The sequence below is a fragment of the Pseudomonas sp. LABIM340 genome (assembly GCF_040017195.2).
Classification (GTDB): Bacteria; Pseudomonadota; Gammaproteobacteria; order Pseudomonadales; family Pseudomonadaceae; genus Pseudomonas.
Genome location: NZ_CM200227.1, coordinates 2,610,132 through 2,635,179, shown reverse-complemented (window position 1 = coordinate 2,635,179; position 25,048 = coordinate 2,610,132). Strand labels below are relative to the sequence as shown.

General features: G+C 61.6%; 22 protein-coding genes. 2 read left to right on the top strand and 20 right to left on the bottom strand.

Annotated features, from left to right (window positions below):
- Nucleotides 1-43 precede the first annotated feature (43 nt).
- Entirely contained in the window at nucleotides 44-1,153 is a 1,110-nt protein-coding gene (locus ABKS89_RS12340) for an extracellular solute-binding protein (protein ID WP_518301012.1), read from the top strand.
- A 241-nt stretch (nucleotides 1,154-1,394) separates the two neighbouring features.
- On the opposite strand, the gene ABKS89_RS12335 is transcribed toward ABKS89_RS12340, so the two are convergent.
- From ABKS89_RS12335 to ABKS89_RS12325, 3 genes are read right to left on the bottom strand one after another with little or no spacing between them, the layout of a single operon-like run.
- Complete coding sequence (locus ABKS89_RS12335) at nucleotides 1,395-2,684, bottom strand: CitMHS family transporter (protein ID WP_348589338.1); 1,290 nt, start codon at nucleotides 2,682-2,684, stop codon at nucleotides 1,395-1,397.
- A gap of 37 nt (nucleotides 2,685-2,721) precedes the next feature.
- Nucleotides 2,722-3,033: a DUF4387 domain-containing protein gene (locus tag ABKS89_RS12330; protein WP_348589339.1), complete on the bottom strand. Its 312-nt coding sequence runs from the start codon at nucleotides 3,031-3,033 to the stop codon at nucleotides 2,722-2,724.
- Between the two features lie 3 nt (nucleotides 3,034-3,036).
- A complete protein-coding gene (locus ABKS89_RS12325; protein WP_348589340.1) occupies nucleotides 3,037-4,401 on the bottom strand; it encodes an acyclic terpene utilization AtuA family protein in 1,365 nt (454 codons plus the stop codon).
- Nucleotides 4,402-4,524: 123 nt separating this feature from the next.
- Between ABKS89_RS12325 and ABKS89_RS12320 the strand changes: the two genes are divergently transcribed.
- Nucleotides 4,525-5,715 carry a citrate/2-methylcitrate synthase gene (locus ABKS89_RS12320; RefSeq protein ID WP_348589341.1) on the top strand — a complete coding sequence of 397 codons (1,191 nt, stop codon included), beginning with the start codon at nucleotides 4,525-4,527 and terminating at the stop codon, nucleotides 5,713-5,715.
- A 47-nt stretch (nucleotides 5,716-5,762) separates the two neighbouring features.
- Here ABKS89_RS12320 and ABKS89_RS12315 read toward each other — a convergent pair whose 3' ends face one another.
- From ABKS89_RS12315 to ABKS89_RS12235, 17 genes are all read right to left on the bottom strand, one after another.
- Nucleotides 5,763-7,121: a DUF1329 domain-containing protein gene (locus ABKS89_RS12315; RefSeq protein WP_348589343.1), complete on the bottom strand. Its 1,359-nt coding sequence runs from the start codon at nucleotides 7,119-7,121 to the stop codon at nucleotides 5,763-5,765.
- A 10-nt stretch (nucleotides 7,122-7,131) separates the two neighbouring features.
- Complete coding sequence (locus tag ABKS89_RS12310; RefSeq protein ID WP_518301011.1) at nucleotides 7,132-8,904, bottom strand: DUF1302 family protein; 1,773 nt, start codon at nucleotides 8,902-8,904, stop codon at nucleotides 7,132-7,134.
- A gap of 426 nt (nucleotides 8,905-9,330) precedes the next feature.
- Entirely contained in the window at nucleotides 9,331-9,729 is a 399-nt protein-coding gene (locus ABKS89_RS12305; protein WP_348589344.1) for a hypothetical protein, read from the bottom strand.
- Between the two features lie 260 nt (nucleotides 9,730-9,989).
- On the bottom strand, nucleotides 9,990-10,577 hold the full coding sequence (locus ABKS89_RS12300; RefSeq protein WP_518301044.1) for a YagK/YfjJ domain-containing protein: 588 nt from the start codon (nucleotides 10,575-10,577) through the stop codon (nucleotides 9,990-9,992).
- 556 nt (nucleotides 10,578-11,133) lie between these two features.
- Nucleotides 11,134-12,360, bottom strand: a complete 1,227-nt coding sequence (locus ABKS89_RS12295; protein ID WP_348589346.1) for an acyl-CoA dehydrogenase family protein — start codon at nucleotides 12,358-12,360, stop codon at nucleotides 11,134-11,136.
- A 46-nt stretch (nucleotides 12,361-12,406) separates the two neighbouring features.
- A complete protein-coding gene (locus tag ABKS89_RS12290; protein WP_348589348.1) occupies nucleotides 12,407-12,925 on the bottom strand; it encodes a hypothetical protein in 519 nt (172 codons plus the stop codon).
- Nucleotides 12,926-12,952: 27 nt separating this feature from the next.
- On the bottom strand, nucleotides 12,953-13,681 hold the full coding sequence (locus tag ABKS89_RS12285) for an NAD(P)H-dependent oxidoreductase (RefSeq protein ID WP_348589349.1): 729 nt from the start codon (nucleotides 13,679-13,681) through the stop codon (nucleotides 12,953-12,955).
- Between the two features lie 90 nt (nucleotides 13,682-13,771).
- Entirely contained in the window at nucleotides 13,772-14,713 is a 942-nt protein-coding gene (locus ABKS89_RS12280; protein ID WP_348589350.1) for a WD40/YVTN/BNR-like repeat-containing protein, read from the bottom strand.
- Nucleotides 14,714-14,729: 16 nt separating this feature from the next.
- Complete coding sequence (locus ABKS89_RS12275; protein ID WP_348589352.1) at nucleotides 14,730-17,090, bottom strand: efflux RND transporter permease subunit; 2,361 nt, start codon at nucleotides 17,088-17,090, stop codon at nucleotides 14,730-14,732.
- A gap of 77 nt (nucleotides 17,091-17,167) precedes the next feature.
- Nucleotides 17,168-19,015 (bottom strand): DUF1302 domain-containing protein, encoded by a 1,848-nt coding sequence (locus tag ABKS89_RS12270; RefSeq protein WP_348589353.1) that lies wholly within the window; start codon nucleotides 19,013-19,015, stop codon nucleotides 17,168-17,170.
- A gap of 18 nt (nucleotides 19,016-19,033) precedes the next feature.
- The gene (locus ABKS89_RS12265) at nucleotides 19,034-20,386 is read right to left on the bottom strand and encodes a DUF1329 domain-containing protein (RefSeq protein ID WP_348589354.1); all 1,353 of its coding nucleotides are present in this window, start codon (nucleotides 20,384-20,386) and stop codon (nucleotides 19,034-19,036) included.
- Nucleotides 20,387-20,711: 325 nt separating this feature from the next.
- The gene (locus tag ABKS89_RS12260; protein ID WP_348589356.1) at nucleotides 20,712-21,347 is read right to left on the bottom strand and encodes a c-type cytochrome; all 636 of its coding nucleotides are present in this window, start codon (nucleotides 21,345-21,347) and stop codon (nucleotides 20,712-20,714) included.
- A gap of 2 nt (nucleotides 21,348-21,349) precedes the next feature.
- Complete coding sequence (locus tag ABKS89_RS12255; RefSeq protein WP_348589358.1) at nucleotides 21,350-21,793, bottom strand: hypothetical protein; 444 nt, start codon at nucleotides 21,791-21,793, stop codon at nucleotides 21,350-21,352.
- 2 nt (nucleotides 21,794-21,795) lie between these two features.
- Nucleotides 21,796-22,332 carry a methylamine dehydrogenase light chain gene (locus ABKS89_RS12250; RefSeq protein ID WP_518301043.1) on the bottom strand — a complete coding sequence of 179 codons (537 nt, stop codon included), beginning with the start codon at nucleotides 22,330-22,332 and terminating at the stop codon, nucleotides 21,796-21,798.
- Nucleotides 22,333-22,340: 8 nt separating this feature from the next.
- Nucleotides 22,341-22,976 (bottom strand): methylamine dehydrogenase accessory protein MauD, encoded by a 636-nt coding sequence (mauD, locus tag ABKS89_RS12245; protein ID WP_348589360.1) that lies wholly within the window; start codon nucleotides 22,974-22,976, stop codon nucleotides 22,341-22,343.
- Nucleotides 22,976-23,509, bottom strand: coding sequence for a MauE/DoxX family redox-associated membrane protein (locus ABKS89_RS12240; protein WP_348589361.1), 534 nt, complete (start codon nucleotides 23,507-23,509; stop codon nucleotides 22,976-22,978). The genes mauD and ABKS89_RS12240 overlap by 1 nt, the downstream gene beginning before the upstream one ends.
- A complete protein-coding gene (locus ABKS89_RS12235; protein ID WP_348589363.1) occupies nucleotides 23,506-24,675 on the bottom strand; it encodes an amine dehydrogenase large subunit in 1,170 nt (389 codons plus the stop codon). Before ABKS89_RS12235 ends, ABKS89_RS12240 begins: the two co-directional genes overlap by 4 nt.
- Between the last annotated feature and the right edge of the window lie 373 nt (nucleotides 24,676-25,048).

Here is a 25,048-nt window from a genome sequence, read left to right as displayed (position 1 = left end):
CGTACCCGGCCTTCGAAAGGCCGACCGGCTATGGAGTATCCCCATGAAGCTTTCATTCTCCTCGAAGTTCGGCGCAGCGCTGCTGATGTCGGCCAGCCTCAGTACCGCCTGGGCCGCCGAAACCGCCCAGGCCACGGTGCACCTGTACAACTGGTACGACTTCATCAACCCGGAAACCCCGAAAGCCTTCGAGAAGGAAACCGGCACCCACGTGCTGCTCGACTCCTTCGACAGCTCCGAGATCATGCAGAGCAAGGTCATGGTCGGTCGCACCGGTTATGACGTCGTGGTCGCCACCGACTACACGCTGCCCAACATGATCAAGGCCGGCGCACTCAAGGAACTCAACCGCGCGCAGCTCAGCAACTGGAGCCATTTGGACCCGGAGCTGATGAAGAAGATGGAGGTGAACGATCCGGGCAATCGCCATGGCATCCCCTATCTCGTCGGGACCACCGGCATCGGCTACAACGTCGAGCTGGTGAAGAAGGCCCTGGGCGACAACGCCCCGGTGAACTCCTGGGACCTGATCTTCAAGAAGGAAAACATCTCCAAGCTCAGCCAGTGCGGCGTGGCGATGCTCGACTCGTCGAGCGAGATCGTCCCCATTGCCTTGCACTACCTGGGCCTGCCGCCCAACAGCAAGAACCCCGAGGACTACAAGAAAGCCCAGGAACTGCTGCTGAGCATTCGCCCTTACGTGCGCTATTTCGACTCATCGAAGTTCGTGACCGACCTGGCCAACGGCGACATCTGTGTGGCAATCAGCTGGAGCGGCGGCGTACATGACGCCAAGGCAGCCATCGAGCATGCCGGCAGCAAGCGCGACGTCGAGTACAGCATTCCCAAGGAAGGCGCCCCCATCTGGATGGAAAACCTGGTGCTGCTGGCCGATGCGCCGCACCCCGAGCAAGGCCTGGCGTTCATCAACTACATGATGCGCCCGGACGTGATCACCCAGAGCTCCAACTTCCTCGGCTACCCGAACGCCAACAAGGATTCGACGCCCCTGCTGGATAAGGCGCTGCGGGAAAGCCCGACCGCCTACCCGTCCAAGGAAGTCCTGGACACGCTTTACCCCCTTCAGCCGCTGCCGCTGCCAACCGAACGCATCCGCACGCGCGTGTGGAGCAAGGTCAAGACGGGCGCCTGATTTTCATGCGGGAATTTGGGGCGCGAAGGCGCCCCTTTTTTATTTATCGCTCGATCGTCCAACAGAGTGGCGGCGGTAGGTTCGGTCGCTCTTGAACAAGCACGATTGTGAACACTTTTGGGGCTGGCGTGGATGTCCGCTATGGGTTGGAAAGCAGACCTTCACTGATTGCGCCAACCCGAAAAAACCCGCCGAAGCGGGTTAAAAGTGGAGTACCACTGGAGTGAGAATCTTGTGATCGCTAGGTCAGGATGGCTCCGCTCACCAAGGCGGCAGCGATCAGTACGAACGAGCTACAGATCGCCCATTTGAGGGAGAACCGCTGAAGCGCTCCGACCTCTACCTTCAACAACCCGCTCATCAAGTAGCCAGCCGCCACCAACGGACTGAGCGCATGGACCGGCAATCCCAGGACTGATGCACGGGCCACCAGAATCGGATCGATCCCATACTGCGCCGCGCTTTTCGCCAGTACCGGCAGGATGCCGAAGTAGAAAGCGTCGTTCGACATGAAGAAGGTGAACGGCAGACTGGCAAAGGCCGTGATGACGCTCAGGTACGGACCCGCGCTTTCGGGAACCACCGCCAGAAACTTGCCGGACATCGCGTCCACCATTCCGGTACCCGCAAGAATGCCTGTGAATGCCCCGGCGGCAAAAATCAGCGCGAGCACGTTGAGCACGTTGTCGGCATGGGCAGCGATCCGTACTTTCTGCTGGTCCAGGCTCGGGTAGTTAATGAGCAGCGCCAATGCAAAGGCGACCATCATCAGTACCGGCAGCGGCCCCAGACCGAGCACCATCGACACCACTAGGCCGACTGTCAGCGCCAGGTTGACCCAGAAGAGCTTCGGGCGTTGAGTGTCGCGCACCTCCGCCAGAATCTCCTCGGAGAGGTTCCCGCTGCCCGACTGCGGCGTCCATCCAAGACGACGGCGTTCTGTTAGGCCAAACCAGACAGCGGCCAGGAAGGCGAAGGCGATGCCGGCAATCATGGTCGGAATGAGCCCGTGGAATACTTGCATTGCATCCACATGCAGGGCACTCGCCGCCCGTGCGGTAGGGCCGCCCCAAGGTACGAGGTTGATGGAGGTATTGGTCAGCAAGACCAGCGTCGCGATGATCAGCGGGTTCATCCTCAGGCGGCGATAGACCGGCAGCATGGAGGTGACAACCACCAACACCGTTGTCGAGCCGTCGCCGTCGAGGGAAATGAGAGCCGACAATGCCGCAGTCCCCACGCTGACGCGCAGAGGGTCATTCCCCACGGCCCGTACGATCCGCCGCACGGCCGGTTCGAACAGCCCGGCGTCGTACATGATCGAGAAGAACAGAATCGCGAACATCAGCATCAGAGCCGTGGGAGCGAGCTGACGTACCCCATCGAGCACCATGACGCCGGTTTGCGGCCCGAAGCCGCAGGCAACTGCAAAACAGACCGGTACCAGAATCAAGGCCACGACTGCGGACAGCCGTTGGCTCATGATCAGATACATGAAGGTCAACACCATGGCAAAACCGACCCAGGCCATGTTCATTCCTTATTTTTGTTGTACGAAACCAAGGTCTTCACTCGGCGACAGTGATGCTCATCAGCGGCACGTACTGCTGGCCACCGTAGCAATCGCTATCGTTCAGCTCACCCTGGAACACGGGCCGCGGGAAGGAGATTTTTATCGCTTGCGCCGCATCGTGGTACACCAGCGTGATGTCTTCTTCGCGCTGCCGATAAAGCCGCGAGATCAAGTCCCTGGTGATTGGTTGGGTACGCTTGGCGCGTTGATAGCTTTCCGCTGACGCGAACATCAGGTCGAAAGTCAGCATGAACGGCCCGGCGTTCTTGGAACGAATCAGACTGCAGAGCTCGAAGAGTTGGGACATGGGTTACACCTCGATCATCTTGCGACGGAACATTTCGCCGGGGGAATCAGGGAACAGCACATGGTTCAGGGTGAAGCGGTAGATGGGACCGCGCTCCAGGTACGGCGGAGAGAACGGATAAGCGATGGTGCTGATGATGCCCTCATAACCGGGCACCGGCAGGTGCGCGCTGACGTGGCTGACAAAGGTTGCGATCTTGCTCGCAAGTTCCTGAGTGGGGGCGGTGATGGTGATGAGTACCCCGACCTCAATCGGCACGCTATCCCGTTCCACCTCCAACTCGCCCATCACGGCGCCACGGCCATAGCTGCGGAAGCTGATGTCGTAGTCCTCTGGGCCAAGCCGACCTTCGAACAGTTGCGCAATGCGCTGTTGGAAGTACTGCTTCGCCATCGGGATCAGCCGGTCCAGACCGAGGAAGATCTTCGGATCACGAATACCGCCAATGATTACCGACTGGTAGCCCGCGGGTTCTGAGCCTTCCAGCTTGATGCTGTAACGCTGTGCAGGAAGGAAACGCGAACCGCTGACCCGCACGCTGCGCTCGCTGGTGGCGGTATAGACCGCGTGCTCGGTGTCGACAATGCCGGCCGGCTCAGTCAGCAAGAACGGGTTGGCATTTTCGTAGAGCGTATGTGCCGCGATCGACAGCGGAGTGACGCGCGCCTGCAGATCAAGCGGCTCGATTTCGAAGTGGTCCTCACGAATGTACGCCATCAACCCATCGGCAGCTGGGGTAACGCAGCAGGCCGCGCCGCACTCGATGGTTTTGGCCGCATGCCAGATCAATCCACGGTCCGCGCCAAGACGCTCCGGGACCACAGCAAACAGCGCGGAATCGCTGGCTCGGCCTGCAAGAATGACCTGAGCATCATCGTCGAGGGCATCCGACAACGCCTCGGTGCCCATCATGCCGACAACATGGCTGCGTTCGATGACCTGGTCGTTGATGGGCGGGGCCGGCTGCAATGCCTGAATTCGACCGTCGGCTAGGCGCTGCTTCAGATACTCGCTGTCCTGGTCGGAGTAGATTAGTGCCAGGCGGAAGTTGAGACCTTCCTCATCCGCGATCTCTAGAGCAATCTCGGCCATCCAGTTGACGCCCGCATCGCGACCACTCGTGCCACAGGACCCGACGATCAGCGGTACGTCCAGCTTGTCGCGTGCCAGAAGGAGCAGGCGCAGGTCACGCTTGCAAGCTTCACGGGAGAGCCTTGCCTTGCCACTGCCCAGATAGGCGGGACCCGAATCGGTCGAGCCTGCGTCGCAGGCGATTACATGCGGAGCGAGCGAGACGCCACGTTCCAGAGAGCTTTCCTTGAAGCCGGTCCCCACGGCGCCGTTAGGCGCCAGAACACGAATTTCCATGCGTGTCTCCGTCTGGCGAACACATACATTGATCAATATATGTATTCTGTTGATGTTGACAGCAAGATATATAGAGCCCCATAAATAGTAAATCTGTACAAAATCCATCAATCCGAGGCAGGCATGTCCACCCCAGAAGACGATCTCTATCTCAGCGCCGAGGAGGCTGCCGGCACACTCGGCATCAGCCTTCCGACCCTCTATGCCTATGTCAGCCGCAAGAACATCCGTTCGATAAAGGTCGAAGGCTCGAGGAGTCGTAAATACTGGGCTGCTGATATCGAGCGCCTGCAAAAGCTCAAGCCAGCCAGTGGACCTGCCAGCGATGCTCCTCGCGTTGGAGCACAAAGTTCGATCACGCTGCTGACCGATAAAGGTCTTTACTACCGTGGACATGACGTTGCCCAGTTGGCTGCCGACGCCAGTGTTGAGTCAGTAGCCGAATTGATGTGGCAGTCCGAAGGCGCATTCGCAGCGCCCGCACCGCGTCGCCCCAAAGGGACCGCAGCACTGCTTAAGGCCCTGGGAGATCTGGCTGTCGGTGAAAAGCTGGTTGCGCTCTTCCCCATGCTGGAGCGCGAAAACCCTCGGGCCCATGACCTGTCAGTTGATGGGTATGCGCGTACCGGCGTCGATGTTGTGCGTTGGTTCGCCGCTTTATTGGTGGGTGCGGGGGCACCTGATGATCGTCCCCTGCATCAGTTCATCGCTGAATCATTGGGAGTGGACGAAGCGCTCGCTGACTTGATCCGCCAGGTGCTGATCCTCTCCATCGATCATGAGCTTGATCCGACCACCTATAGCGTTCGGGCAGCCGCCAATACCGGCATTACGCCGTACTACGCGGCGATCGTGGGCATCGCATCATCCAGAGGGCGGCACTTGGCCTATGGCCGGAACGAGTCCGTTGCGCGCCTGCTCGACGATATCTGCACCGCTCGCAATCCTGCAGACCCCATCGTGCAGCGCTTCCGCGAGGACGGCTCCATCCTGGGGTTTGGCTCCAACCAGCATGGTGACAGTGATCCAAGGGCATCTTTCCTGCTACAGAGCCTGCATAAGCTGTTCGGCAAAGACGCCGAGTTTCGCAGCTTGTTAGACGCGGCTTCAGTCGCTGAGGAACTGACCGGGCAGCCGATGGATTTCATTCTCCTGCTGACCTTCGTCGGACGGAAATTGGGCCTACAAGGCCAGGAGATTGCCCTTGCCGGTGTCGGCCGCGCCATTGGCTGGATTGCCCACGCCAGCGAGCAGTACCACCAGTATCCGTTGCTTCGCCCACGCGCCCGTTACACCGGCACTCTGCCGGACTGAAAAACGTTGGGGCCCGCCTTCTTCAAGGCGGGCCCCAACGTTAGCTATCAGCGAATGCCGATGGTACGCAGAGCAGCAGGCGTAAAGTCGGAAGCCTTCGCCTTCAGGCCAAACCGATACGCATCTTTGATCTGGTTGAACATGCCGTTAGCGAGATAGCGACCCGAGGTCAGGTCGTAGGTCATTTCGCCGGCGCTAATGACCACCTTCTGGTCGTAGAAGGGCAGCGTGTGGTTTTCCGATACCCGCCACAGCGTCCCGCGGTTGTCGTAGTGATCGGCCTCGAGGATGGTCCAGGTATCTTCATCGATGAACAGATGGCGCTTGGCGTAGACATGGCGTTGTCCTGCCTTCAGGGTCGCTATCACCTCCCATACCCGGTGCAGTTCGTAGCGGGTCAGGTCCTGGTTAATGTGGCCCTTTTGCACCAACTGGTCCGGTGTATTGGCTGGATCGGCGAGGCGGAAGCTGTTGTAAGGCACGTACAACTCGCGCTTGCCTACCAATTGCCAGTCATAGCGATCCGGCGAGCCGTTGAACATGTCGAGCTGATCGTTGGTGCGCAGATTGCCGGGGCCGGGGCTGTCGTAGGCAACCTGAGGAGCCCGGCGAACCCGTCGTTGGCCTGCGTTGTACTGCCAGGCCATCCGCGGCTCGGCAACTTGGTCGAGGGTTTCATGAACCAGCAGAACATCGCCGACATCCCGAGCGGGTGCGATGTTCAGCGAGGTGAAGTAGTACAGGATGTTCTTTGAACGCTCCGGATCGTAGTCGGTGAGCTGGTTGCTGTAGGCGAGGCGATCACGCTCCGTTTTCCAGGAGTACTCACCGCTGGGCGTCACCAGGTAGCTACTGGTCTCGCGATCGAAACTGCCGCCGCGGTAGCGCGTGATGTGGTTCCAGATCACTTCAAGGCCGCTTTGCGGAATAGGAAATGCCAGGGGCGCTTGGTAATCCTTCAAGCCGTTGCCGCCGGAGACAAGCTGCGTATGCGTTGCGTTGAGCTTCGCCGCAGCATAGGCGCTGTCCGGCCAAGCAGCTGTACGATGGCTGGCGTACACCGGAATGCGATAGGTATCCGGATAACGTTGAAACATCGCTACCTGACCTGGAGTTAGCTGACCCTTGTAGCTATCCAGGTTCGCAGGAGTAATGACGAAGAGAGGTTTCTCTCCGGCAAACGGATTGCTGTGAGAACCCTCCCTGACTTGGCCCGCATCGGGTGCAAGTCCACCGGTCCAGGCAGGAATGGTTCCCGCATCATTACCCGCTCGCTCGGCGCCGATCGGCGTCAAAGACGACCCCAGTTGCGCTGCCTTCGCCGCATCGACCGCGGCGAGGGAGAGAGGGCTGATGACGGAAAGGCAGAGGGACAGCAGACTCGCTGCCTGAATGGCATTTCTCATTTCTTATTCCTCAGAAGCTGACGCCGAAACTGACGCTCAGGAAGTCTCGATCGGTGTTGGTCGTGTAGTCGCCACCGAAGAAGTCGGTGTAACTGATGCTGGCGTTGTACTTGGACAGGTAGACGGCGTTCAGTCCGACGCTGACGGCCTTGCCCCCTTCCGTGAAGTTCGGCCCATAGCCCTGTACGTCATGGGACCAAGACATGTTCGGGGTAAGGTCGAGCCCACCGATGACGCCGTTGTAGGTCAGCGCAGAGCGCAGGCGATAACCCCAGGAGTTACGGGTGTAGAATCCATCGCTGTTGCAGTACTCCGGCCGGCCACTGAGCAGCGTGGTGCACAGGTTGCTACCGTCGGCGCCGTAGTACTCGCCAGGGCCGAACGGACTGGCCCGACCATAACGAAGGTGCCCATAGGTGCCGTCATCGATACCGGAGATGTGGTTGTACCCAACCTCACCCACCAGTGTGAGTCGGCTGGCCCCCAGGACCTGGTCGAAGGTCTCGGTGACCGTGGTTTGAACCTGAGTGAATGGCACTCGTTTGTAGCCATGGATGGTATCGCCGGGAATACCAGAGTTCTCGATGGGCGTCGGAACGATGGGCGACAGGCGCAGGGTCGCGTAGATCAGGTCATCGAACCCGAGCGGCATGTTCGGACGATGGCTGATCTCGCCTTCCACGGCGGCGCCGGCGATGTTGGTGCTGAAGCTCATGCCATAGAGGCGAATGTCCTCGGGATACTCCACGAAGTAGGTTGCCGAGGTGGCCCCGAAGCGCGGCGCGGTGAAGGGGTTGGCCGTGGTCATGGTCGAACTGCCGATCGGCAGTCGGCTGTGGTAGTTCATCCAATAGAGGCTCAACTCAGTGTCGTTGAGCTCCGGTACGAACCAACGCACCGCCATGCCGTACTGACCACCATCGCGGGGTTCGCGGTCCGGCCCGCGCGGGAGGAAGATGGTGTTGCCGTTCTGACCACTGTTGTCTGAAGCGCCTGGCTTGATGTCCTTGCCCTGGAGCACGTAGCGGTCGTCGCAACCCTTTGCCGGCAGGTCAGAGCTGGCAAAGAAGGTTCCGCAGTTATCGGCTACTGTGCCTTGCCACTTCAGTTGGTAGAAGCCCTCGACGCTGACCGCATCGGTGATGCTTTGCTGCAGATAGATCATCTGCACAGGGATCAGCCCTTCCTTCAGCTCGGAGCCTGGCCGGCGGAGCGCGTTGGCGTCGAGCGGGTTGATGCTGTTGATGCCACCCTGGATGAAGGTGCTGCCGCCCCAGCTCACAACTTGCTTGCCTACCCGCACCGATCCCGGTTGACCGGCCAGCTCATAGTTCCGATAGACGAAGGCATCGAGGAACTGTGCCCCAGAGGATCGTGCAGCTTGGTCGCGTCCGTTGTCCTGGATGTCATAGAGGCGCTGGTGCCCGTCTTTGAGTTCAAAGTCGTACCAGTACTTGCCACGCAGAAAGCCGCCCCAGTCTCCGTACTTCAACTCCAGGTCGTGGGTGCCCTTGAAAATCTTGGAGAAGGTGTCGCCCTTCTTGAAATTCAGGCGACCGTCATCGGTGGTCTGAGAGTCTCCTCGACCACCGTTTGCCTTACTGATGAAGTTGGGGTTGGGATCACTCATTGCCCAGCTTTGGCCAACTGAAAGCGATGAGTCGAATTGGCCCTGAATTTCCCCGAGCTCGAAAGTCACTGCGTGGGCACTGGATGCCAGGAGAGCAGGAACGAGGCTGCCGAGCGCGGCTGGCAGACGCCGGCGGTAGTAGGTTCTTTCCACGTATTCCACCTTGTTATTGTGCTTATGGGAGCAGAATCCGGTTCTCAAAGACCGGCACAGCACAGCAGCCCAGGCGAGGTCGCCGAACAAATATTGATTTAATGTCAATATATTGATCAACTGCGGTACAAGGTGAACGTAATCAATCAATTAAGGGATGTAAATCTGTACGAATTTCGTCAACCTGGTCGACGAAGCAAGGCGTGGCAAAGCAAAATCGGACGGCATTTCGGGTTTGAGGTTACTGCGACCCGATGAGCATGCGGCTTCAAGTCATGGCCAGGTGAATGGCAAAGATGCCGTGGCAGAAGGGCTGAAATCGGCCGCACCGGGACTAGCAAGCCGGCGACAGCCTCGAAGCGCATTGATCGCTCCGCTTAACGTCCGCTAAGGGTCGGTAGCTGACTCCAACCAAGCCCCATGAGCTCACTCCTTTGGAGCATGGGAGTACGCTCGAACACTATTCACGAACCAGTTCAGTGCCTCTTCCGGCGATAGGTAGCCATCTTCACTTTCGTTGAGGCAGACCATGCCTACCAGGGGACTGCATTCCAGCCCCACGCACCGACAGGCATCCTGAAACGCTCGTAGTGCCTCGCCCTCCACTTCATCGTCGAGCCCCACGATGAAGTCATGCATCTGCTTTAGCTGAACGACTGAAATGGCTAGAGGTGTCGGCTGATAAAGGGTATCGCCGGCGCGGTCATGAGAGACGTGGTAGGCCGGCTCGCTGCTGGCTGCGATGGCTTCAACGTAGCGCTCAATCTGACGCTTGATTTCTGCCCGGAGCAAGAAATCAGAAAGGATGGCGGTGTGGCTCGTCATGCAAATGCACCTAGCTGGCTTTAGTCATACCAGGAGCCAACTGGGTTAATTTCTACGAACTAGCCAGTCCGAAATCGAAGCGTCATCGCCCCGTATCGATACGGTTAACCACCGCGCTCCATCGCAAGAGGTGAAGCATCTGAACGATGCCCTTTCAGGGCAGCCAACCTGCTCCAACTGCCCCACCAAGCAAACAGGAGTGAGGCAGATGCATTGGACCGACCATGGATGAAGATCGCTATAAGACATGTCTGGAATAGCTATCCGCGACTGCATCCGAAACCATGCTGGCCATCCCCATAGCTTTTCGTAGCTGCCTTGCAGAGGTAGCTCGCTCGATGGAACAGGTTAGCTAGCTCACCCTCATCCACTCGACTAACCAGGTATCCAGCCGCTCGGGGTATCTCCACCAGACCACTCACCTCCTCCACGGCAAGCCCTAACGCACTTGCCCATGCCTCCTGCAGGCGATGGAAGATGTTCTGCTCAGACGAGGTCTTCTTACCGACTGTGAAGTAGGCATCTCCATTGAGGAGAATCAGCAGGTGGTAATGAGGTCGCTCTCCCCTGCTCTCCTCTCTAGCCCAGACGTATCTGACCCTGCTGTCATGAGCGTATCGATACCGAGTGCGAGCTCTCCGCCGGTCATGCTCGATCTTGGCCTTGAAGGACTCCAGGAACCTACTGATGATCTCGTTGGTGTAGGCGTAGTCAGGCAGCTCAACACCCAGTGGCAGACGTAGATCCACTCGGAGGGCAAACACCCTGGCGTACTGCCTCAGGGAACGCTCAATGGTGTTGTGCAAGCGAGATAGGTACTGCTCGATGAAAGGACCTTTCTCTGCCATGACAGGTAGGCCCTGGAAGGTGCTGACGCTATGTAGGCGGAGGTTGGTATTGCTGGGATGGCGAGGCATGAAGGTTATTCCTGTGTGAGGTTCATATCCTCTGCACGGGGAGTAACTTTCTACTGGTCAATGGCTAGTGAAGACCTGGTGATTGGATGGACGAGCTGCGTTGGGATGGTTTGAGGCAGATATGTGGGTAGCGTGAGGTAGACGAGTAGCGTATGGGGGAGCGATGAATGGTTTGAGGTTAGATGACGGCCAGGGGAAGGTGGGTGGTTAGGATAGGACGGGTGTTGAATGGTGGGATTGATAGATGGCTATAAAGCATATTACCCGCACCGAAAACTCAGCCCTCAATGAGCTCTGGTAGACCGAAGCTAAAGCCCCAAAGTCGATTGGGGCCTTTCTATCCTGATTACTCCGGAAAAATAGCAACGCAGCGGCATAACTTCCGCCCTTCTCAGAAGGCAGCAATCGGCTAGGTCCGGAGATCAAGAAGCTTGTAAGCACCACTGAAAAGCACCAAGCCAAGAACCTGGTGCCCTGACCAATCGTGTCAACCAACCAACGGTTTACCGAAGATCTGTCGGGCTATGACCATCCGCTGGATCTCGTTAGTGCCCTCGTAGATCTCGCTGATCTTGTTGTCCCGGTAGATTTCCTCGACTTTGTAATGACTGCCGTCCTCGGACAGTTCGCGCAGGAAGCCGTAGCCGCCAAAGATCTGCACGCCGTCACGCGCCATGTCACCTGCGGCCTCGGTTGCGTAGAACTTGGCCATGGCAGCCTCAGGCTCGGGGAACTCGATGCCGAGGTCCATGCGCAAAGCGGCCTTGATGTAGAGGTTTCGTGCGTTCTCGATCTGAGTCGCGCGCTCCGCCATGCGGAACTGCCAGTGCTGGAAAGCACCAAGCTTCTTACCGAACGCATCCCGGCTACGCAGGTGTCCGACCGAGTGGTCGAAGGCCGCTTGAGCCATGCCAACGCCGGTGGCAGCAATGCCGATACGCCCATAGGTCAGGGTGGACAAGGCCACGCGAAGCCCCTGGTTGCGCTCGCCGATTCGACGTTCGATGGGCACCTCGACATTATCGAAATGCACGTCGGCCGTGAGCTGCCCACGATTGCCCATCTTCCGGTCCGGCTTGCCAATACGGACGCCGGGCTGGTCGGTTTCGACAACCAGCTCCACCATTCCGTCGTCTTCGCTTCGGCATAGCACCACAATCAAATTGGCAACCGGCGAGTTGGTGATGAAACGCTTGTGCCCATTGATGATGTAGCTCTCGCCGTTACGGCGGGCAATTGTGGCCACCGCGCTGGGCGACAGGTCGGTACTCGCCAGGGGTTCAGTGGTGGCGAAGGCGCCGATCTTCTCGCCGCTGATGACCGCCTTCAGGTAACGTTCGCGGATGAAGTCACTGCCCCTCTCCAGGGTGCGCCCGGCGAGAATGCAGTGCACGTCAAATACCGCTGCAATCGAGTTGCTGTGGTAGGCCAGTTCTTCACAAGTCGTGGCGGTGGCGAGTACTCGGTGCTCAAGGCCACGTCCACCGTCACGCTGTTCGAAGGGAATACGGAAGATGCCCTGGCGGGCCATGGCGTCGAACACATCCCGCGGAAAGCTCTCGACGCTCTCGTCCCGATGGGCAATCTCATAGGCCCGGGGAGCGACGAACTCGTCGGCGAACGCACGGACCTCCCGACGAACCTCGCGGATGGCCTCGGAAGACATCAGATCGTGATACAGCTCATCCGCCATGCGGATCGGACCTTGGTTCATTTTTATCTCCACGTGTAACTGAATCTTGAAAGCTCCGGACGAGCCCTTAATTCCCGGCGGCAGGGTTTGTACCCAATCCCACCTTGGGGATCGTATGGCCGTATTTCAGGAAGAAGCCCTCTGCGTACCCGGCGATCTCTCGGTGCCGGCCGGCCAGGGCCATCCGCATCAGTTCAATCTGCAGATCTTCCTGTTCCACCATGTAATCCAGGAATGCCGAGGCGCCGGACGGCCCCTCCGCGCAGAGGTCGCGCAACCACTGCGCATAGGCGACGGTTTCCTTGAGGACGAATTTCACCAGCACCACCATCAGGCTGCGCGGCACGGAAGAAACCAGCCACGCCTTGAGCTTCGTGGCGAAGCCCGGAGCGGGGTCCAGCCCCCAGAGCAGCGCGGCGGCTTGATAGCGTCGGGCATTGAGCACTTCCAGGTCCCAATAGGTCTTCCAGAACGAAAACCACGGGTCGCCTTCCAGGCGGCCTGCCATGCGCCTGACAGTCATCAACGCAAAGGCGCGATTGGCCAGTTCATGTTTGAAACCCTTGAGAAACGTTTTGGACGGCATGGCGACTCCAACATCGATGGCAATGAACTACGGCAGGCTTTCGGGGGATGCGGAGCCGGCGCGCGGACGCAAGTTCCCGTCGAACTCAGCGAGCTTGGGAAATACCAGAGGCGTGCGCTCGTCGAGCGTCAGCAGGTGCTCGCAATAGCTGTTCAGGTAGTCCCAGCGCTCGGTCTCGCTGATGTAAGGGACGTGGTAGGCGATGAAGGGCGGAAGTACTTCGAGACCGACGTAGGCCAGCATTCCTTGGTGGATCGGCCGCAGCAGCGTCTCGATCTCGCCATGCACGGAGCCCTTGCCGAACATGTGGCGCTGCCCGCCGAGGGTGAACGCGAGCATGGCCTGCTTGCCCTTCAGGCCACCCTGGTCATAGATCCTCCGGCCGCCGTAGCAAAGGCCGGAGACGAACACACGGTCGATCCAGCCTTTCAGGATTGCTGGCATGCCGAACCAGTAAATTGGGAAGCTGAAAATGATCAGATCGGCCCACTGAAGCTTTTCCAGTTCAGTGCTGATGTCCTGGGCGAGCGTTCCGTTCTTCAGGTTATGGCGCTGTTCCAGCGCATAAACCAGATACTCATCGTTGTCGCGACTGCCGAAGTCCGCGGCGCTGGCCACAGGATTGAATCGTTGGGCATAGAGGTCGGAAACCCTCACTTCATGCCCCTGCTCGCTCAAGATGACCACCGCAAGGTTCTTCATGGCGGTGGTGAATGAACCCGGTTCGTTGTGGGCGTGCACAATCAAGACATTCATAACTTCTTCCAGATTTTCGCGGTTGAAACAGGTGCTCGGATTGCGATGACCGCACCCGTCATCGCAATCGGTGACGCATCGCTTGATGACTTATTGCTTGATGACGCCAGACGGGCCGAACAGGACCAGGTGGCCATCGGCACGCGGGGCCAATGCCGAGAGGTTCAGGCGATCCTCTCTTTGCGCGGCGGTAAAGCGCTCCAGGCGACTGTCGGAAAGCGCCAGCAGCCCGCCGTTGCCCACCAGGGCGACGCGGCCATCGGCCAGTTGGGTAACCGCGGTAATCGCCTCGTGGCTGCCGCTGTCCAGTGTCTGCCAGCGCTCGCCGAGGCGATCGCCCAGCAACACCCGGCCGCTCATGCCGACCATCAGCAGCCGCCCATCGCGGAGCCCGGTGCCGCTCCACAGCGAGCCGCTCGAGCCGGTCTCCAGCGCCTGCCAGGTCTCTCCATGGTCGGCGGAGCGATAGGCATGCCCCGCCTCCGCCGCGATGAACAGGTCGCCATTGCGGCCGGCGAAGAGGTGATTCAGGTGGAAGTCATCGCCCCCGGCCGAGACCGTCACGCGTTGCCAGCTCTTGCCACCGTCCTGCGTCTGCGCGGCATAGCCGTATGCCCCAACCACCACGCCGTGCCGAGCATTTTCGAACCACACCGAGAGGAGAACTGGCCGGTCCTCCAACGGCGGCAGCAAGGCCCAGGTTTCGCCACCGTCCTTGGTGTGCAGCACCACGCCCCCATGGCCGACTGCCCAGCCTTGTCGCTCGTCGACGAAGCTCAGCGCGGTCAGCAGCCCATCCACCGGAACGCTTCGGGCCTGGCGCCAGGACGTACCGTCGTCGGACAGCACGATCACGCCGTGGTCGCCCACCGCCACCAGCCGTTGCCGAATCTGAGCGACCGCCACCAGCGGCGCGTGCTCGGCACTGCCCAGCACGATGGCAGGCACCTCGGTTTCGGCGGCGCGAAGGCTGCAGGAGATCACCAGGGCCGAGGCGACGCCGGCCAGGTGTGCGAATCGAATCGGGATCATCGGATGCCCTCCTCTTTCAATGCGCGATCAGCGGAGCGCGAACCGGCCCCCGACGCGGAATCAGGGTTTCCAGCACCACCGCCAGGGCCGGCAGCAAGGTGATGGCCATGAGCATGTTGGCCATGAACATGAAGGTGAGCAGCAGCCCCATGTCGGCCTGGAATTTCAACGCGGAGAAGGACCAGGTGGCGACACCGACGGAGAGCGTCAGCGCGGTGAACACCGTGGCCACGCCGACCTCACGCAGCGCCAGCTGGAAGGCGCTGACGATGTCGCGGCCCTGCGCCAGGTGCATCTGCAGGCGGTTATAGATGTAGAAGGCGTAATCCACGCCGATGCCCACCGCGAGCACCATGACCGGCAACGTCGCCACGGTCAGGCCGATGTCCAGTTCCTTCATGAACCAGTAGCCGAGGAAGGTGGCCAGGGTCAGCGGCGCGCAGCAGGCGATCATCGCCCGCCAATCGCGGTAGACGAGGAACACCAGCAGCAGGATGGTCAGGTAGACGTAGAGCATCATCGGCAGCTCGGACGACTCCACCACCTCGTTGGTGGCCGCCTGTACGCCGGCATTGCCGCTGGCGAGGCGCACGGTCACACCCGGCATGGCATGCCCGGCGCGGTACTGCTCCACGGCCTGCACCACCCGCTTCAAGGTGCTGGCCTTGTGGTCAGCCAGGTAAAGGTTGACCGGCAACAGCGTGCAATCGGCGTTGTACAGCCGCAGGGCCTCGGGCACCTGGCGCACGGCTTCGCCCAGGGACAGCTCGTCCTGCGGCAAGGCGGCCCATTTCGGATTGCCCTCGTTCACCCCGGAGGCCGACAGCTTGGTCAGCGCCGGCAGGGACTGTGCCGAGAGCACGCCCGGCACGTTGCCGAGGTGCCAGGTGAGACGGTCCACATAGGTCATCACGTCGTTGCGGTAGCAGCCACCCGCCGGCGTCTCCACCGCCACGGTGAACAGATCCAGGCCCAGCGCGAAGTGGCTGACCACGCTCTGCACATCCTGGTTATAGCGCGAGTCCGCGTGCAGTTCCGGCGCACCCGGCAACACATGGCCGACATGCCGCCCATGACTCTGCCACACCGCCAGCGCCATCAGCGCCACGCCGATCAGGGTGCCGATGGCCGCGTTACGTGGCTCAGCGATGCGCCCGAGGCGGACCATCAGGCTGTCCCGCCCGGCACGCAACCGCTCGATGCGTGCCATGTAGGCCGTGTCATAACGGAAGAAACTCGCCAGCACCGGCAACATGATCAGGTTGGTCACGATCTTGTAGGCCACGCCCACCGACGCGGTAATGGCCAGTTCATGGATCATCGGGATCGGCACCAGCACCAGGGTGGCGAAGCCGACGAAAGCGGTGATCAGCGCCAGCGTGCCGGGGATGAACAAGCCGCTGAAGCTGCGCCGCGCCGCCGTCATGCCATCGGCTCCAGCGCAGACTTCCTTGGCGATGAAATTGACCTGCTGCACACCGTGGGACACGCCGATGGCAAACACCAGGAACGGCACCAGGATCGCCAGCGGATCGAGCCCGTAGCCCAGCAGCGTGATGGTGCCGAACTGCCAGACCACCGACACCAGCGAGCAGAACAGCGGCAGGAAGGTCAGCTTCCAGGAGCGTGTGTACCAGTAGACCGCCAGCACGGTGAGCACAAAGGCCAGGCCGAAGAACTCCACGACGCTCTTGGCGCCCGCGCCGATGTCGCCCATCTGCTTGGCGAAGCCGATGATCTGTACGTCGTAGTCGGCGTTGGAGTACTGAGCTCGAACTTCCTTTTCCAGACGCTGGCTGAACTCGAGGTAGTTGAGCGGTTTTCCGGTCTCCGGGTCAGGGTCCGCCAGCTCGGCCACCACCATGGCGCCGGAATGATCGTTGGCCACCAGACTGCCAATGAAGCCGCCAACGATGGCGCGTTCGCGGATGCCGGAAATCGCTTGGTCGTCCAGCGTGCCCACGGTGACATCGCCGCCGACTACATCCTCAGCCTTCATGCCTTCCTCGGTGATCTGCACGGCGCGGGTGTTGGGCGTCCACAGCGAGGTCACGCTGCGGCGGTCAACGCCGGGCATGAAGAACAGCGTCTGGGTCAGGTCGTACAGGCGGGTCATCGCCTGCTTGTTCCAGATGTCGCCGTGCCGGGCGTGCAGGACGACAATGATGCGGTTGGCACCGAACAGTACGTCGCGATACTGGTTGAAGGTCTTGATGAACGCGTGCTGCTGCGGCAGCTGTTTGTCGAAGCCGGCCGACATTTCCAGCCGCGAGGCGAAGGCCGCCATGACCAGGGTGATCACGGCCAAAAGGCCCAGCGTCGCGAGCCGGTGGCGGAAGAACAGGCGCTCGAGCGCCGACACCAGAGAAGTCAACATGGAATGCCTCGATACTGCAGGGTCGCGGGAGGCGGGTCGCGCGAAAGCGAACCCACCGCCAACGAACCAGGGCTGGATTAGAACGAGTAGGAGAGATTGCCGCTGACGAAGTCGCGGTCAGCCATGAGGTTGTTGTCACCGCCGCCCCAGAACTGCACCCACTGCAGGCCGCCCTTCCAGCGATCGCGGTAGTTGAACAGCAGCGAGGTGCTTAGCGACTTGCGCCCTTCCACGAACGGCATGGCATTGGGCGTTGTTCCGTTGACGTCGTGGCTGAAGTCCAGCTGCGGCGTGACCGTCACGCCACTTCCGAACAGGTTGGGATAGTTGACCCCCAGCTCAGTGACGTAGCCCCAGGAAGTTCGGTCCGGCAGCGAATAGTCCGGCATGGCGTAGGGCACCTTTCCGGAGGTATCCAGCCCCGGGTAATGGGTCACCACCGCCTCGGCAAGCAGGAAAGCATCCGAGGCGCCGAGTGCCTCCGGTAGGAAGCCCAAGGGGTCGTTGCCCGAGAAGGTGTAGATGGCGTTCAGGTCGGCCTGCCACTTGCGCTCGCTGACGAAGCCCTTGCTGGTGCCGGTGTCGAACACGCTGTACTTGTTGTAGGCCCCCGTCAGCCCCTGGCCGAAGGGCACGGTCGGATCGATGCCGACACTGTCTTCGGGGCGATAGGACAACTCGCCGGCGACTGCCACGGGCCCAACCATCGTGCTCATGGACAAGCCATACAGGTCCTTGTCCTCGCCGTAGTTGATGAAGTAGTTGTCCACCACCAGGTTGTTCGGGTCGGTCAGCGCCGTGTACCCCACGAAAGGCACCTTGTCGTGGTAACGCTGATAGAAGAAGCCGAACTCGGTGCCGATGCTCTCGGCGCTCCAACGCACCGCGAGACCGTACTGGCCGCTGTTCTTCGCCTCGTGCTCGCCCGCATAGGGGACGGCAAGCCCTGCGGCGACCAGATCATTGTGGCTTACGCCGGTATTCAACGGATCGCCACAATGCCCTGTAGGTGTCGCCGCGCAGGTGCCCGGCATCAGGCCCTCGATGTAGTTCGTCGGGTAGTAGATCGCCCGTCTGCCCTCACCCACTGCGTCGGTGGTGGAGAAGTAGGTGCCCACCGGGTCCAGGGCGTAGGCATTCCACTTGAACTGGTAATACCCCTCCAGGCTGACGGTCTCTGTAAGACCAACGCTGAAGGATGCCATCGGCGCGGGGATGAACACCTCTTTTAGCTGGGTACCCGGCGTGTGGTATTTGGGCAGGCTAAGAGCGTTGATCTGGTTTATGCCGCCGGGCACGAAGATCTCCGCGCCCCAGCTGATGACCTGGTTGCCCACTTTCACCTTGGCCGGCATCTCACCCAGGTCGAAGCTCTTCGCCACCCATAGATCGAGCAGGTCGAAGCGTTCAGTGGCGTCGCGCTCGGCCTGGTCGTCCAGCTCCGTGCGACGGGTATCGTCCATCTTGAAGTCCTTGGCCCAGGCCACACGGCCCAGCGCGCTCCAGCCATCGCCGAACTTCAGGCTCAACTCGTGGGTGCCCTTGATCACGCTGGAGAACACGTCGTGCTTGGCGTAGTTCAAGTCACCGTCATCGGCGTTGCTGTAGTTGATATCGGCGTTGGCGTAGCCGTTGCCGCGAGTGGTGTTGTAGTAACGGCCCAGCTCGGTGTTGCTACCCGTGTTACAGCCGCCGTTGTCGCTGCCCAGCAGATGGCAGTCGGGTGACTCCAGGCGTTGGGCGAAGCCGTAGGTCAGCGTGGAATCGAAGCTGCCCGAGAGCCCATCCTCGTTGCCGAAGATGAAGGCGAAGCTCGCTGGCGTCCAACCCAGCCCGGAGGCGATGGCCACGGCCAGCGCAAGTTTCCGCTGCGAAAAGGATTTGCCGGACGGCGCCGAGGCGCCGCGTTTGTGATTGGTCTGCATGCTCTGCACTCCGTCCGATCAACGTTCGCCGCGACGGCGCAGTTCGTTGGAGTTGAACATCTTGTCGTTGACCCGTCCCTGCAGGCCGGCGGTGTAGTCGAGCACCTGGCCTTCCTGGGTGAAGCCGTCGGCGATGTAGCGCCGGGCGATCAGGTCGTAGCTGACATACTCGGAACTGGTGCAGGACTGGATTTCGGGGTCGGCCCAAAGGCTACCTTCCTGCACGCGCCAGAGGTTGCCCTTGGCGTCGTACATGTCCACGTGCAGCAGGTTCCAGCTGTCCTCGTCGAAGTAGAAGGTGCGCTTGGCGAACGAGTGGCGCTTGTCCGCCTTGACGGTTGCCTCAACCACCCATACGCGGTGCTTCTCGTAGCGCTGCACGTCGCGGTTCAGGTAGTCCTTGCCGATCAGGTCCTCGTACTTGTTGGACTTGTCGACCAGCTTGTAGGAGTTGTAGGGCACCAGCATTTCCTTCTTGCCGGCCAGCTTGAAGTCGTAGCGGTCCAGGGCGCCGGTGAACATGTTGATCTGATCGACGAAGTAGAGGTTGTCCGAGCCTGCGATGGGGTTGTCGTAGGCGAAGGACGGGGCCAGTCGCACGCGGCGCTGGCCGGGGAAGTAGATCCAGGAGCTCTGCACCTTGCTCAGGAACGAGTGCACCAGGTACATCTCGCCGGCGCGGGACGAGGGCGAAAGCACCTCGTAGAGCTGCTTGGCTTCCACACCCTCGACATCCGAAGGATCACGTACCGCCGCGTCGTTGTACGGATACCACTCGTAGGCCCACTGCTTGATCTCGCTGAGCGCACCGCCCTGCTCGCGGAGCAGGAAGGAAATCTGCGCCCGACGCCCCTTGGCCATATAGCGCAGCTTGTAGTTCCACATCACCTCCACGCCGCTCTTGGGCACGGGGAACGGCACCGTGGCGCCGGCCGCCTGCTGCAGCGTCCAGCCATCGCTGCCGACGCTGGCCTGCCCGGCGAAGGCCTTGGTGCGCTCGGCCAACTCCGCCGGAATCGCACAGCTGCGGTGGGTCGGGTACACATCCAGACGGTAGCCCGGATAGGTCTTGATCAATGCTGCCTGCCCCTCCGGCAGCAGCGACTGGTACTTACCCAGGTTGCCCGCGTCGATGCTGTACAGCGGCTTGTCGCTGGCGAACGGATCGCCGTGGCCGGGTGTCCAGCCGGACGGCGCCTGGATCAGGCCACCGCTCCAGGCAGGAATACTGCCATCGGCGTTGCCCGCCTTCTCGGCGCCCACTGCGGTCAATGTATTGCCCAGGTCAGCCGCAGTGGCGGCATGGACGGGGCCAGTGGCAAGGAGTGCAAACAGTGCACCACCCAACAGCGATAGAGGGAGGTATTTCATGAACTTCTCCTGGAGGAGCTTTTTGTGGTTATCGGGAAGCAGTTCGAGGTGATTCAGAGGGTGCCTGCCCGGGGAAACCCCCAGCCTGGCGAAAGGAAGTGGCTGCCCTGCGGTTCCGCGCGATACGAGTGCGTGTTGCCCTGAGCCCGCTTGCTGACCATCTGCCCTTCCACATCGACTTTTTTCTTGTTCGGACAGCCCGCAACGGGCTCAGGAAACATCGGTTTCCGGCGCAGGCCCTGCCTGCCAGCAAAGCTATAGGGCGGGCGGCACTCGGGATTGCCAGCAGATGACAGGCACCTTGGCATCCGGTGCCAACCGACACTCAGCGCGGCGAATCGCTGGCTGCCGTTGCAGGGAGACCGACCAGATAATCGATGATTGCCTGGCGGTCCTCGGCGCTGCGGACCTGCAAGGCAATGCCGCGCATCCAGACACCGAGCTCGTCGGCGTGAGCCTCCGCACCCCGTAAACCCTGCGTGTAGTGCGTCAGCTGGCGATCGAGATAGCCGGCATCGAGGATGCGCAGGTTGGCTGTCTTCAGGTGGGCGAAACCCTCGGCTCCTGGTCCGTGACAGGCGGCGCAGATGCCCTGGTAGAGCGCTTCGCCCCGGCCTGCGGCAACACCGGAGGCCGGCTCGGTTCTCGCTGCCGTCTGTTGCGCGTAGTAATGGGCCAGGGGCTCCAGCTGGGAGTCCGCCAGGTCTGCTATCACCGCGCGCATCTGCGCGCCGTGGCTGTCCTGCGGGTCATAGCCGCGCTGGCCATTCTTGAATGCCTGCAGCTGGCGGAGCAGGTAATCCGGTTGCTGGCCGGCCAGGCGTGGCGCACCAAGGGCTGAGTTGCCCTGCCCGCGGTCGCCGTGGCAGGCAGCGCAGGCCGCGGTCTCAATCAGGGTTTCGGCGCGCAGGTGGAAGGTGGCGACCAGCAAGAGCAGGCCGACTGAGATGCAGGGCTTCATGGTCAGTTTCCTTGGCGTGTCTGTTGCGCTTGCTGCGCGATACGTTCGATCAGGTCGCGGCGAACCTGGGCGACATCGGCCGGGATGTGCTGCCGCCATTGGTGTAGCTCCGCCCCGCTGTAGGGTTTGAAATCGGCGGGCAGCTGATCGGGGCTGAAGCGTCCCAGCATCCAGTTGAGGACGCCGGCCAGCGCCTCATCGGAAAGCCCCGAGAGCGCCGAGCCGGGCACCTGCACCAGGTACTCACGCCCGCCCGGTACGTTGAGGAACCTGCCGAGCTGGCCGGGGAAAGCCGGCACCTGGCGCTGCTGGTTGCCGCTGCCATCGGGCAGGTGGCAGCCCTGGCAGTTGAGCATGTAGTCCAGCTGCCGCTGCTCGGTCGCCGCTGCGTCCTGCGCGCCCAGTAGCGCAACGAGGCCGCCTAGCAGGAAGGCACGAGCGGCCATGGCTACTCCTTCACCCCGATCACCACCGACAGCGAGCAGTGATACGGCATGTCGGCTTGGCTGCCGGAGCACCAGTTGAGGTCGTTGGAGCTCTGCGGCCGGTACAACGGGCGGTCGCCCTCGTCACGCTGGCACACACAGCGCCCGCAATTGCTCTTGCCGCAGCAGTCGTTGTAGGAGATCACGTAGTCCTTGCCGTCGGACGGATTGCGGCAGGTGCCGATCCAAGTGATGTCCGAGCGCACCGTGCCCGGCGGACAGCTGTTCACCGTGCCGCCGCAGCAACTGCAGAGGAAGCCGTCGATGGCGCAGTAGCGCCAGTAGTCGCAACTGCTCGGATCACCGCTTTCCACCAAAGCGGATGAACCGCCTTGGTCGGAGGCGCTCTGGGCAAAGGCGTTGCTGCGAAACACCGGAAGCAGCGTGGTGGCGCCGGCACCCGCCAGCAGCGTGCCCAGCCCGCCAAGGAAGCCGCGCCGCGAGGTACCACGGGCGACCTTGCGGGTCAGCAGCTCGGCCGCATCATCGAACCAACGGATTGCCATGCTCAATGCACCTGCTTATAGAGGGGTTGCTCGGCCGCGCGCTGCGCCGCCTCGAAGGCCTGGATCGAGGCGAAGCCCAGGTCGCGGGCCTCGAACAGGCTCTCCAGGTGCTCGCGGGTGTTGATCAGGCCGTGGGTGACCACACTGCCGCTGGCGTCGATCAGCACGCCGTAGGGCAGCTTGCTGATCTGATAGGCCAGCCCCACTTCCCGCGACAGCAGATAGGGAAACTCCTGCAGACGCTGCGTCTCTATGAAGGCCTGGTGCGCCGCCGCCTCGCCATCACTGGCCAGTACCACCCGCAGATGCGAGCGCTCCTGCTGGCGGATGGCCTTGAGCACCGGCAGCAGCGTCTTGCACACCGGGCAGGTCTCGGAGAGGAAGAACAGCAGGGTCGACTGGCCCTGGGCGTTGCCACCACCGAGGCTGACTGAGCCCCCCGTCAGACTCGGCAGGGTGAACGACGGCGCTATCTCGCCGGTCTTGATGGTCTTGCCGAGGGACAGCGCCCCCACCGGGCGGATGCGTTCGTGCAGCAGCCCGACCTGCCGCGCCAGGGCGAGGACGGCGAGGATCAGGGCAAGGTTCAGCAGCCAGGAGAAGCCGCTGGAGACGATCAGTGCGTAGGTCATGTCCATCACAGTTGCCTCAGGGATGTGCGGTTGGAAATCAGCAGGTGGACCAGCCGGTAGAGCGCCACGCTGCCAGCAAGGACGAAGCCAAGGGTGATGGCGTCGAACCACACCAGCGCTCGCTCGTTCATGGGCATCAGCAGGTTCAGCGCAAGGAGCAGCAACAGCAGGTTGCGCAGGACCAACGCCCCGCCCGGCCGCTGCGGCGCACCGCCGAAGTGGCAGCCGCAGTCGGCGATGGATGCGCCGCGCCACGCGACGACGGCGAGCACGGCGGCGTATAGGGCCAGGAAGAACACGGCGGGCAACGCCGCCATGGTTTTCCAGGGGCTGATCAACACGGCAGCAGCGGCCAACAGCTCCATCGCCGGCAGCACGTTGGCGAGCCGGATCGGCAGCAGGCCGCCGAGTGCCACGCTGTAGTCAGCGAAGATCAGGGCGAAAACCTGCGGATCGTGCAGCTTGTGCAGCCCGGCGCGGCCCAGCAGCAGTGCAAGTGCGGCGGCGCTGGCCAGGTGCAGCAGAGGTTCGTCGATCACCATGGCGCCACCGCATTGAGGAAGCCCAGCGGAATATCGCCGATGCTGCGCAGGTGCTTGCCGCTGTCGGCGTCGTAGAGATTGATGCCCTGGCGCAGCAGCGGGTTGAGGCCCTTGTCGCCTTCGGTCAGGTAAATCCAGGCGGTAAACAAACTAGGCATCGGCACCAGCCAGTCGAGGCTGTAGAGACGCGGCTGCTCGCCCTGGCTGACGCCGATGGCGGTGCTCTGCTCGTTCAGTTCGATACGGGTGAGGCGCTTCTGGCTGTGGGTGTCGAATACCCAGACTTCGGTGCCGGGCTTCTGGTAGTTCTCCGGTTTGTCCTGGTGCATCAGCACGAACAGCCGGCCACTGCGCTCGTGCAGCGCCGTACCGTGGTTGCCGGCCACACCCCAGCCGTCGGCGCGCTCGGCGTCGCTGAGCAGCGACCATCGCTGTTTCGCCTCGACGCCTTCGGCGGTCATACGCAGGCCGTAGACATCGTTGTGCTGGGAAACGAAATACCAGGTTTCGCCCAGCCGTGAAGCAGTGGTCAGCAGCGCATCCCTGACCGGATCGAAGGCCGGCGCAGTGCGCTCCTGCAGGGCCACCTGGCCGCTGTCGTCCAGGCGCAGGTGGAAGAAACCACCGTTGCCGCAGATCGAGTAGAAGTCCCGCGGGCCGGCCGGGTAGATGGAGGCGCAGCCAGGGATGGCGACCTCACCGACGAAGCGGTCGTGCTCCAGGTCGACCACCGAGATGGACTGCGCCGGAGTAAAGTTGAGCACCAGCAGGAAACGCTCGTCGTCCGAGAGCACGCTCAGGCCGGTGGAGATCAGCGCAGTCATGCGTTTGGGCGGGATGGCGATCTCGCGCTTGGGGCTCAGGGTGCGGGCGTCGTAGACGGTGACCACGTCCGAACGGGTACCGCGCACGCCACGGCTGAAGTAGATCTCGCTGGCGTAGAACTCGTCGCGCTTGTGCGACAGCACCAGGCCGTTGGACCACATGCCGGTGCTCACCTGGCCGAGGTTGCGGCCGTCGTCGCCGAACAGGTAGGCACGCCCATCAACCATGTTCGGGGCGTTGCTGCCCCAGATCCAGAACCAGTGCTGGCCACGATGCTCTGCCAGGGATTCGACATGCGCCTGTTCGGGGACGAACTGCGCCACCGCCGGCAGCGCCATCGCTGCAAGCCAGAGGCCACAGAACAGGCCCGACAGGCGACAACGCCCGCTCGCAAGCGGATGGGGAGAAGGCTGATGGTCGACGCACGCAAGGGGAGCGCCCCGCCATCGCAGGCTGATTGGCATTTTTCTTGTTCTCCTGGAATCGAGGATCAGGCGGCCGGGCATCGCCCGCCCCACTACCGACTGTCGGCGCGAGGCTGGCGGGCTGAGCGGGCAGCTGGACAGGAGCATTGGTCAAAGCGAGGGGCGGCGGCTTGCCAGCAGGTGACAGCGCCGTTGGCATCTGATGCCAGAAGAGGAAAGCGCAGGAGGCACGCGGCGTGCTTTTCCCCGCAGCCAGGCATACCCGTCACACCTTGAAACGATTATC

Bases quoted from the DNA above. Each gene is read 5' to 3' on its own strand.
- ABKS89_RS12320 (WP_348589341.1), top strand. From the start codon at position 4,525: ATGTCCACCCCAGAAGACGATCTCTATCTCAGCGCCGAGGAGGCTGCC.
- ABKS89_RS12330 (WP_348589339.1), bottom strand. From the start codon at position 3,033: ATGTCCCAACTCTTCGAGCTCTGCAGTCTGATTCGTTCCAAGAACGCC.
- ABKS89_RS12235 (WP_348589363.1), bottom strand. From the start codon at position 24,675: ATGGCGCTGCCGGCGGTGGCGCAGTTCGTCCCCGAACAGGCGCATGTC.
- ABKS89_RS12270 (WP_348589353.1), bottom strand. From the start codon at position 19,015: ATGCAGACCAATCACAAACGCGGCGCCTCGGCGCCGTCCGGCAAATCC.
- ABKS89_RS12285 (WP_348589349.1), bottom strand. From the start codon at position 13,681: ATGAATGTCTTGATTGTGCACGCCCACAACGAACCGGGTTCATTCACC.
- ABKS89_RS12325 (WP_348589340.1), bottom strand. From the start codon at position 4,401: ATGGAAATTCGTGTTCTGGCGCCTAACGGCGCCGTGGGGACCGGCTTC.
- ABKS89_RS12340 (WP_518301012.1), top strand. From the start codon at position 44: ATGAAGCTTTCATTCTCCTCGAAGTTCGGCGCAGCGCTGCTGATGTCG.
- ABKS89_RS12265 (WP_348589354.1), bottom strand. From the start codon at position 20,386: ATGAAATACCTCCCTCTATCGCTGTTGGGTGGTGCACTGTTTGCACTC.
- ABKS89_RS12335 (WP_348589338.1), bottom strand. From the start codon at position 2,684: ATGGCCTGGGTCGGTTTTGCCATGGTGTTGACCTTCATGTATCTGATC.
- ABKS89_RS12255 (WP_348589358.1), bottom strand. From the start codon at position 21,793: ATGGCCGCTCGTGCCTTCCTGCTAGGCGGCCTCGTTGCGCTACTGGGC.
- mauD (WP_348589360.1), bottom strand. From the start codon at position 22,976: ATGGACATGACCTACGCACTGATCGTCTCCAGCGGCTTCTCCTGGCTG.
- ABKS89_RS12260 (WP_348589356.1), bottom strand. From the start codon at position 21,347: ATGAAGCCCTGCATCTCAGTCGGCCTGCTCTTGCTGGTCGCCACCTTC.
- ABKS89_RS12305 (WP_348589344.1), bottom strand. From the start codon at position 9,729: ATGACGAGCCACACCGCCATCCTTTCTGATTTCTTGCTCCGGGCAGAA.
- ABKS89_RS12275 (WP_348589352.1), bottom strand. From the start codon at position 17,090: ATGTTGACTTCTCTGGTGTCGGCGCTCGAGCGCCTGTTCTTCCGCCAC.
- ABKS89_RS12280 (WP_348589350.1), bottom strand. From the start codon at position 14,713: ATGATCCCGATTCGATTCGCACACCTGGCCGGCGTCGCCTCGGCCCTG.
- ABKS89_RS12290 (WP_348589348.1), bottom strand. From the start codon at position 12,925: ATGCCGTCCAAAACGTTTCTCAAGGGTTTCAAACATGAACTGGCCAAT.
- ABKS89_RS12295 (WP_348589346.1), bottom strand. From the start codon at position 12,360: ATGAACCAAGGTCCGATCCGCATGGCGGATGAGCTGTATCACGATCTG.
- ABKS89_RS12315 (WP_348589343.1), bottom strand. From the start codon at position 7,121: ATGAGAAATGCCATTCAGGCAGCGAGTCTGCTGTCCCTCTGCCTTTCC.
- ABKS89_RS12300 (WP_518301044.1), bottom strand. From the start codon at position 10,577: ATGGCAGAGAAAGGTCCTTTCATCGAGCAGTACCTATCTCGCTTGCAC.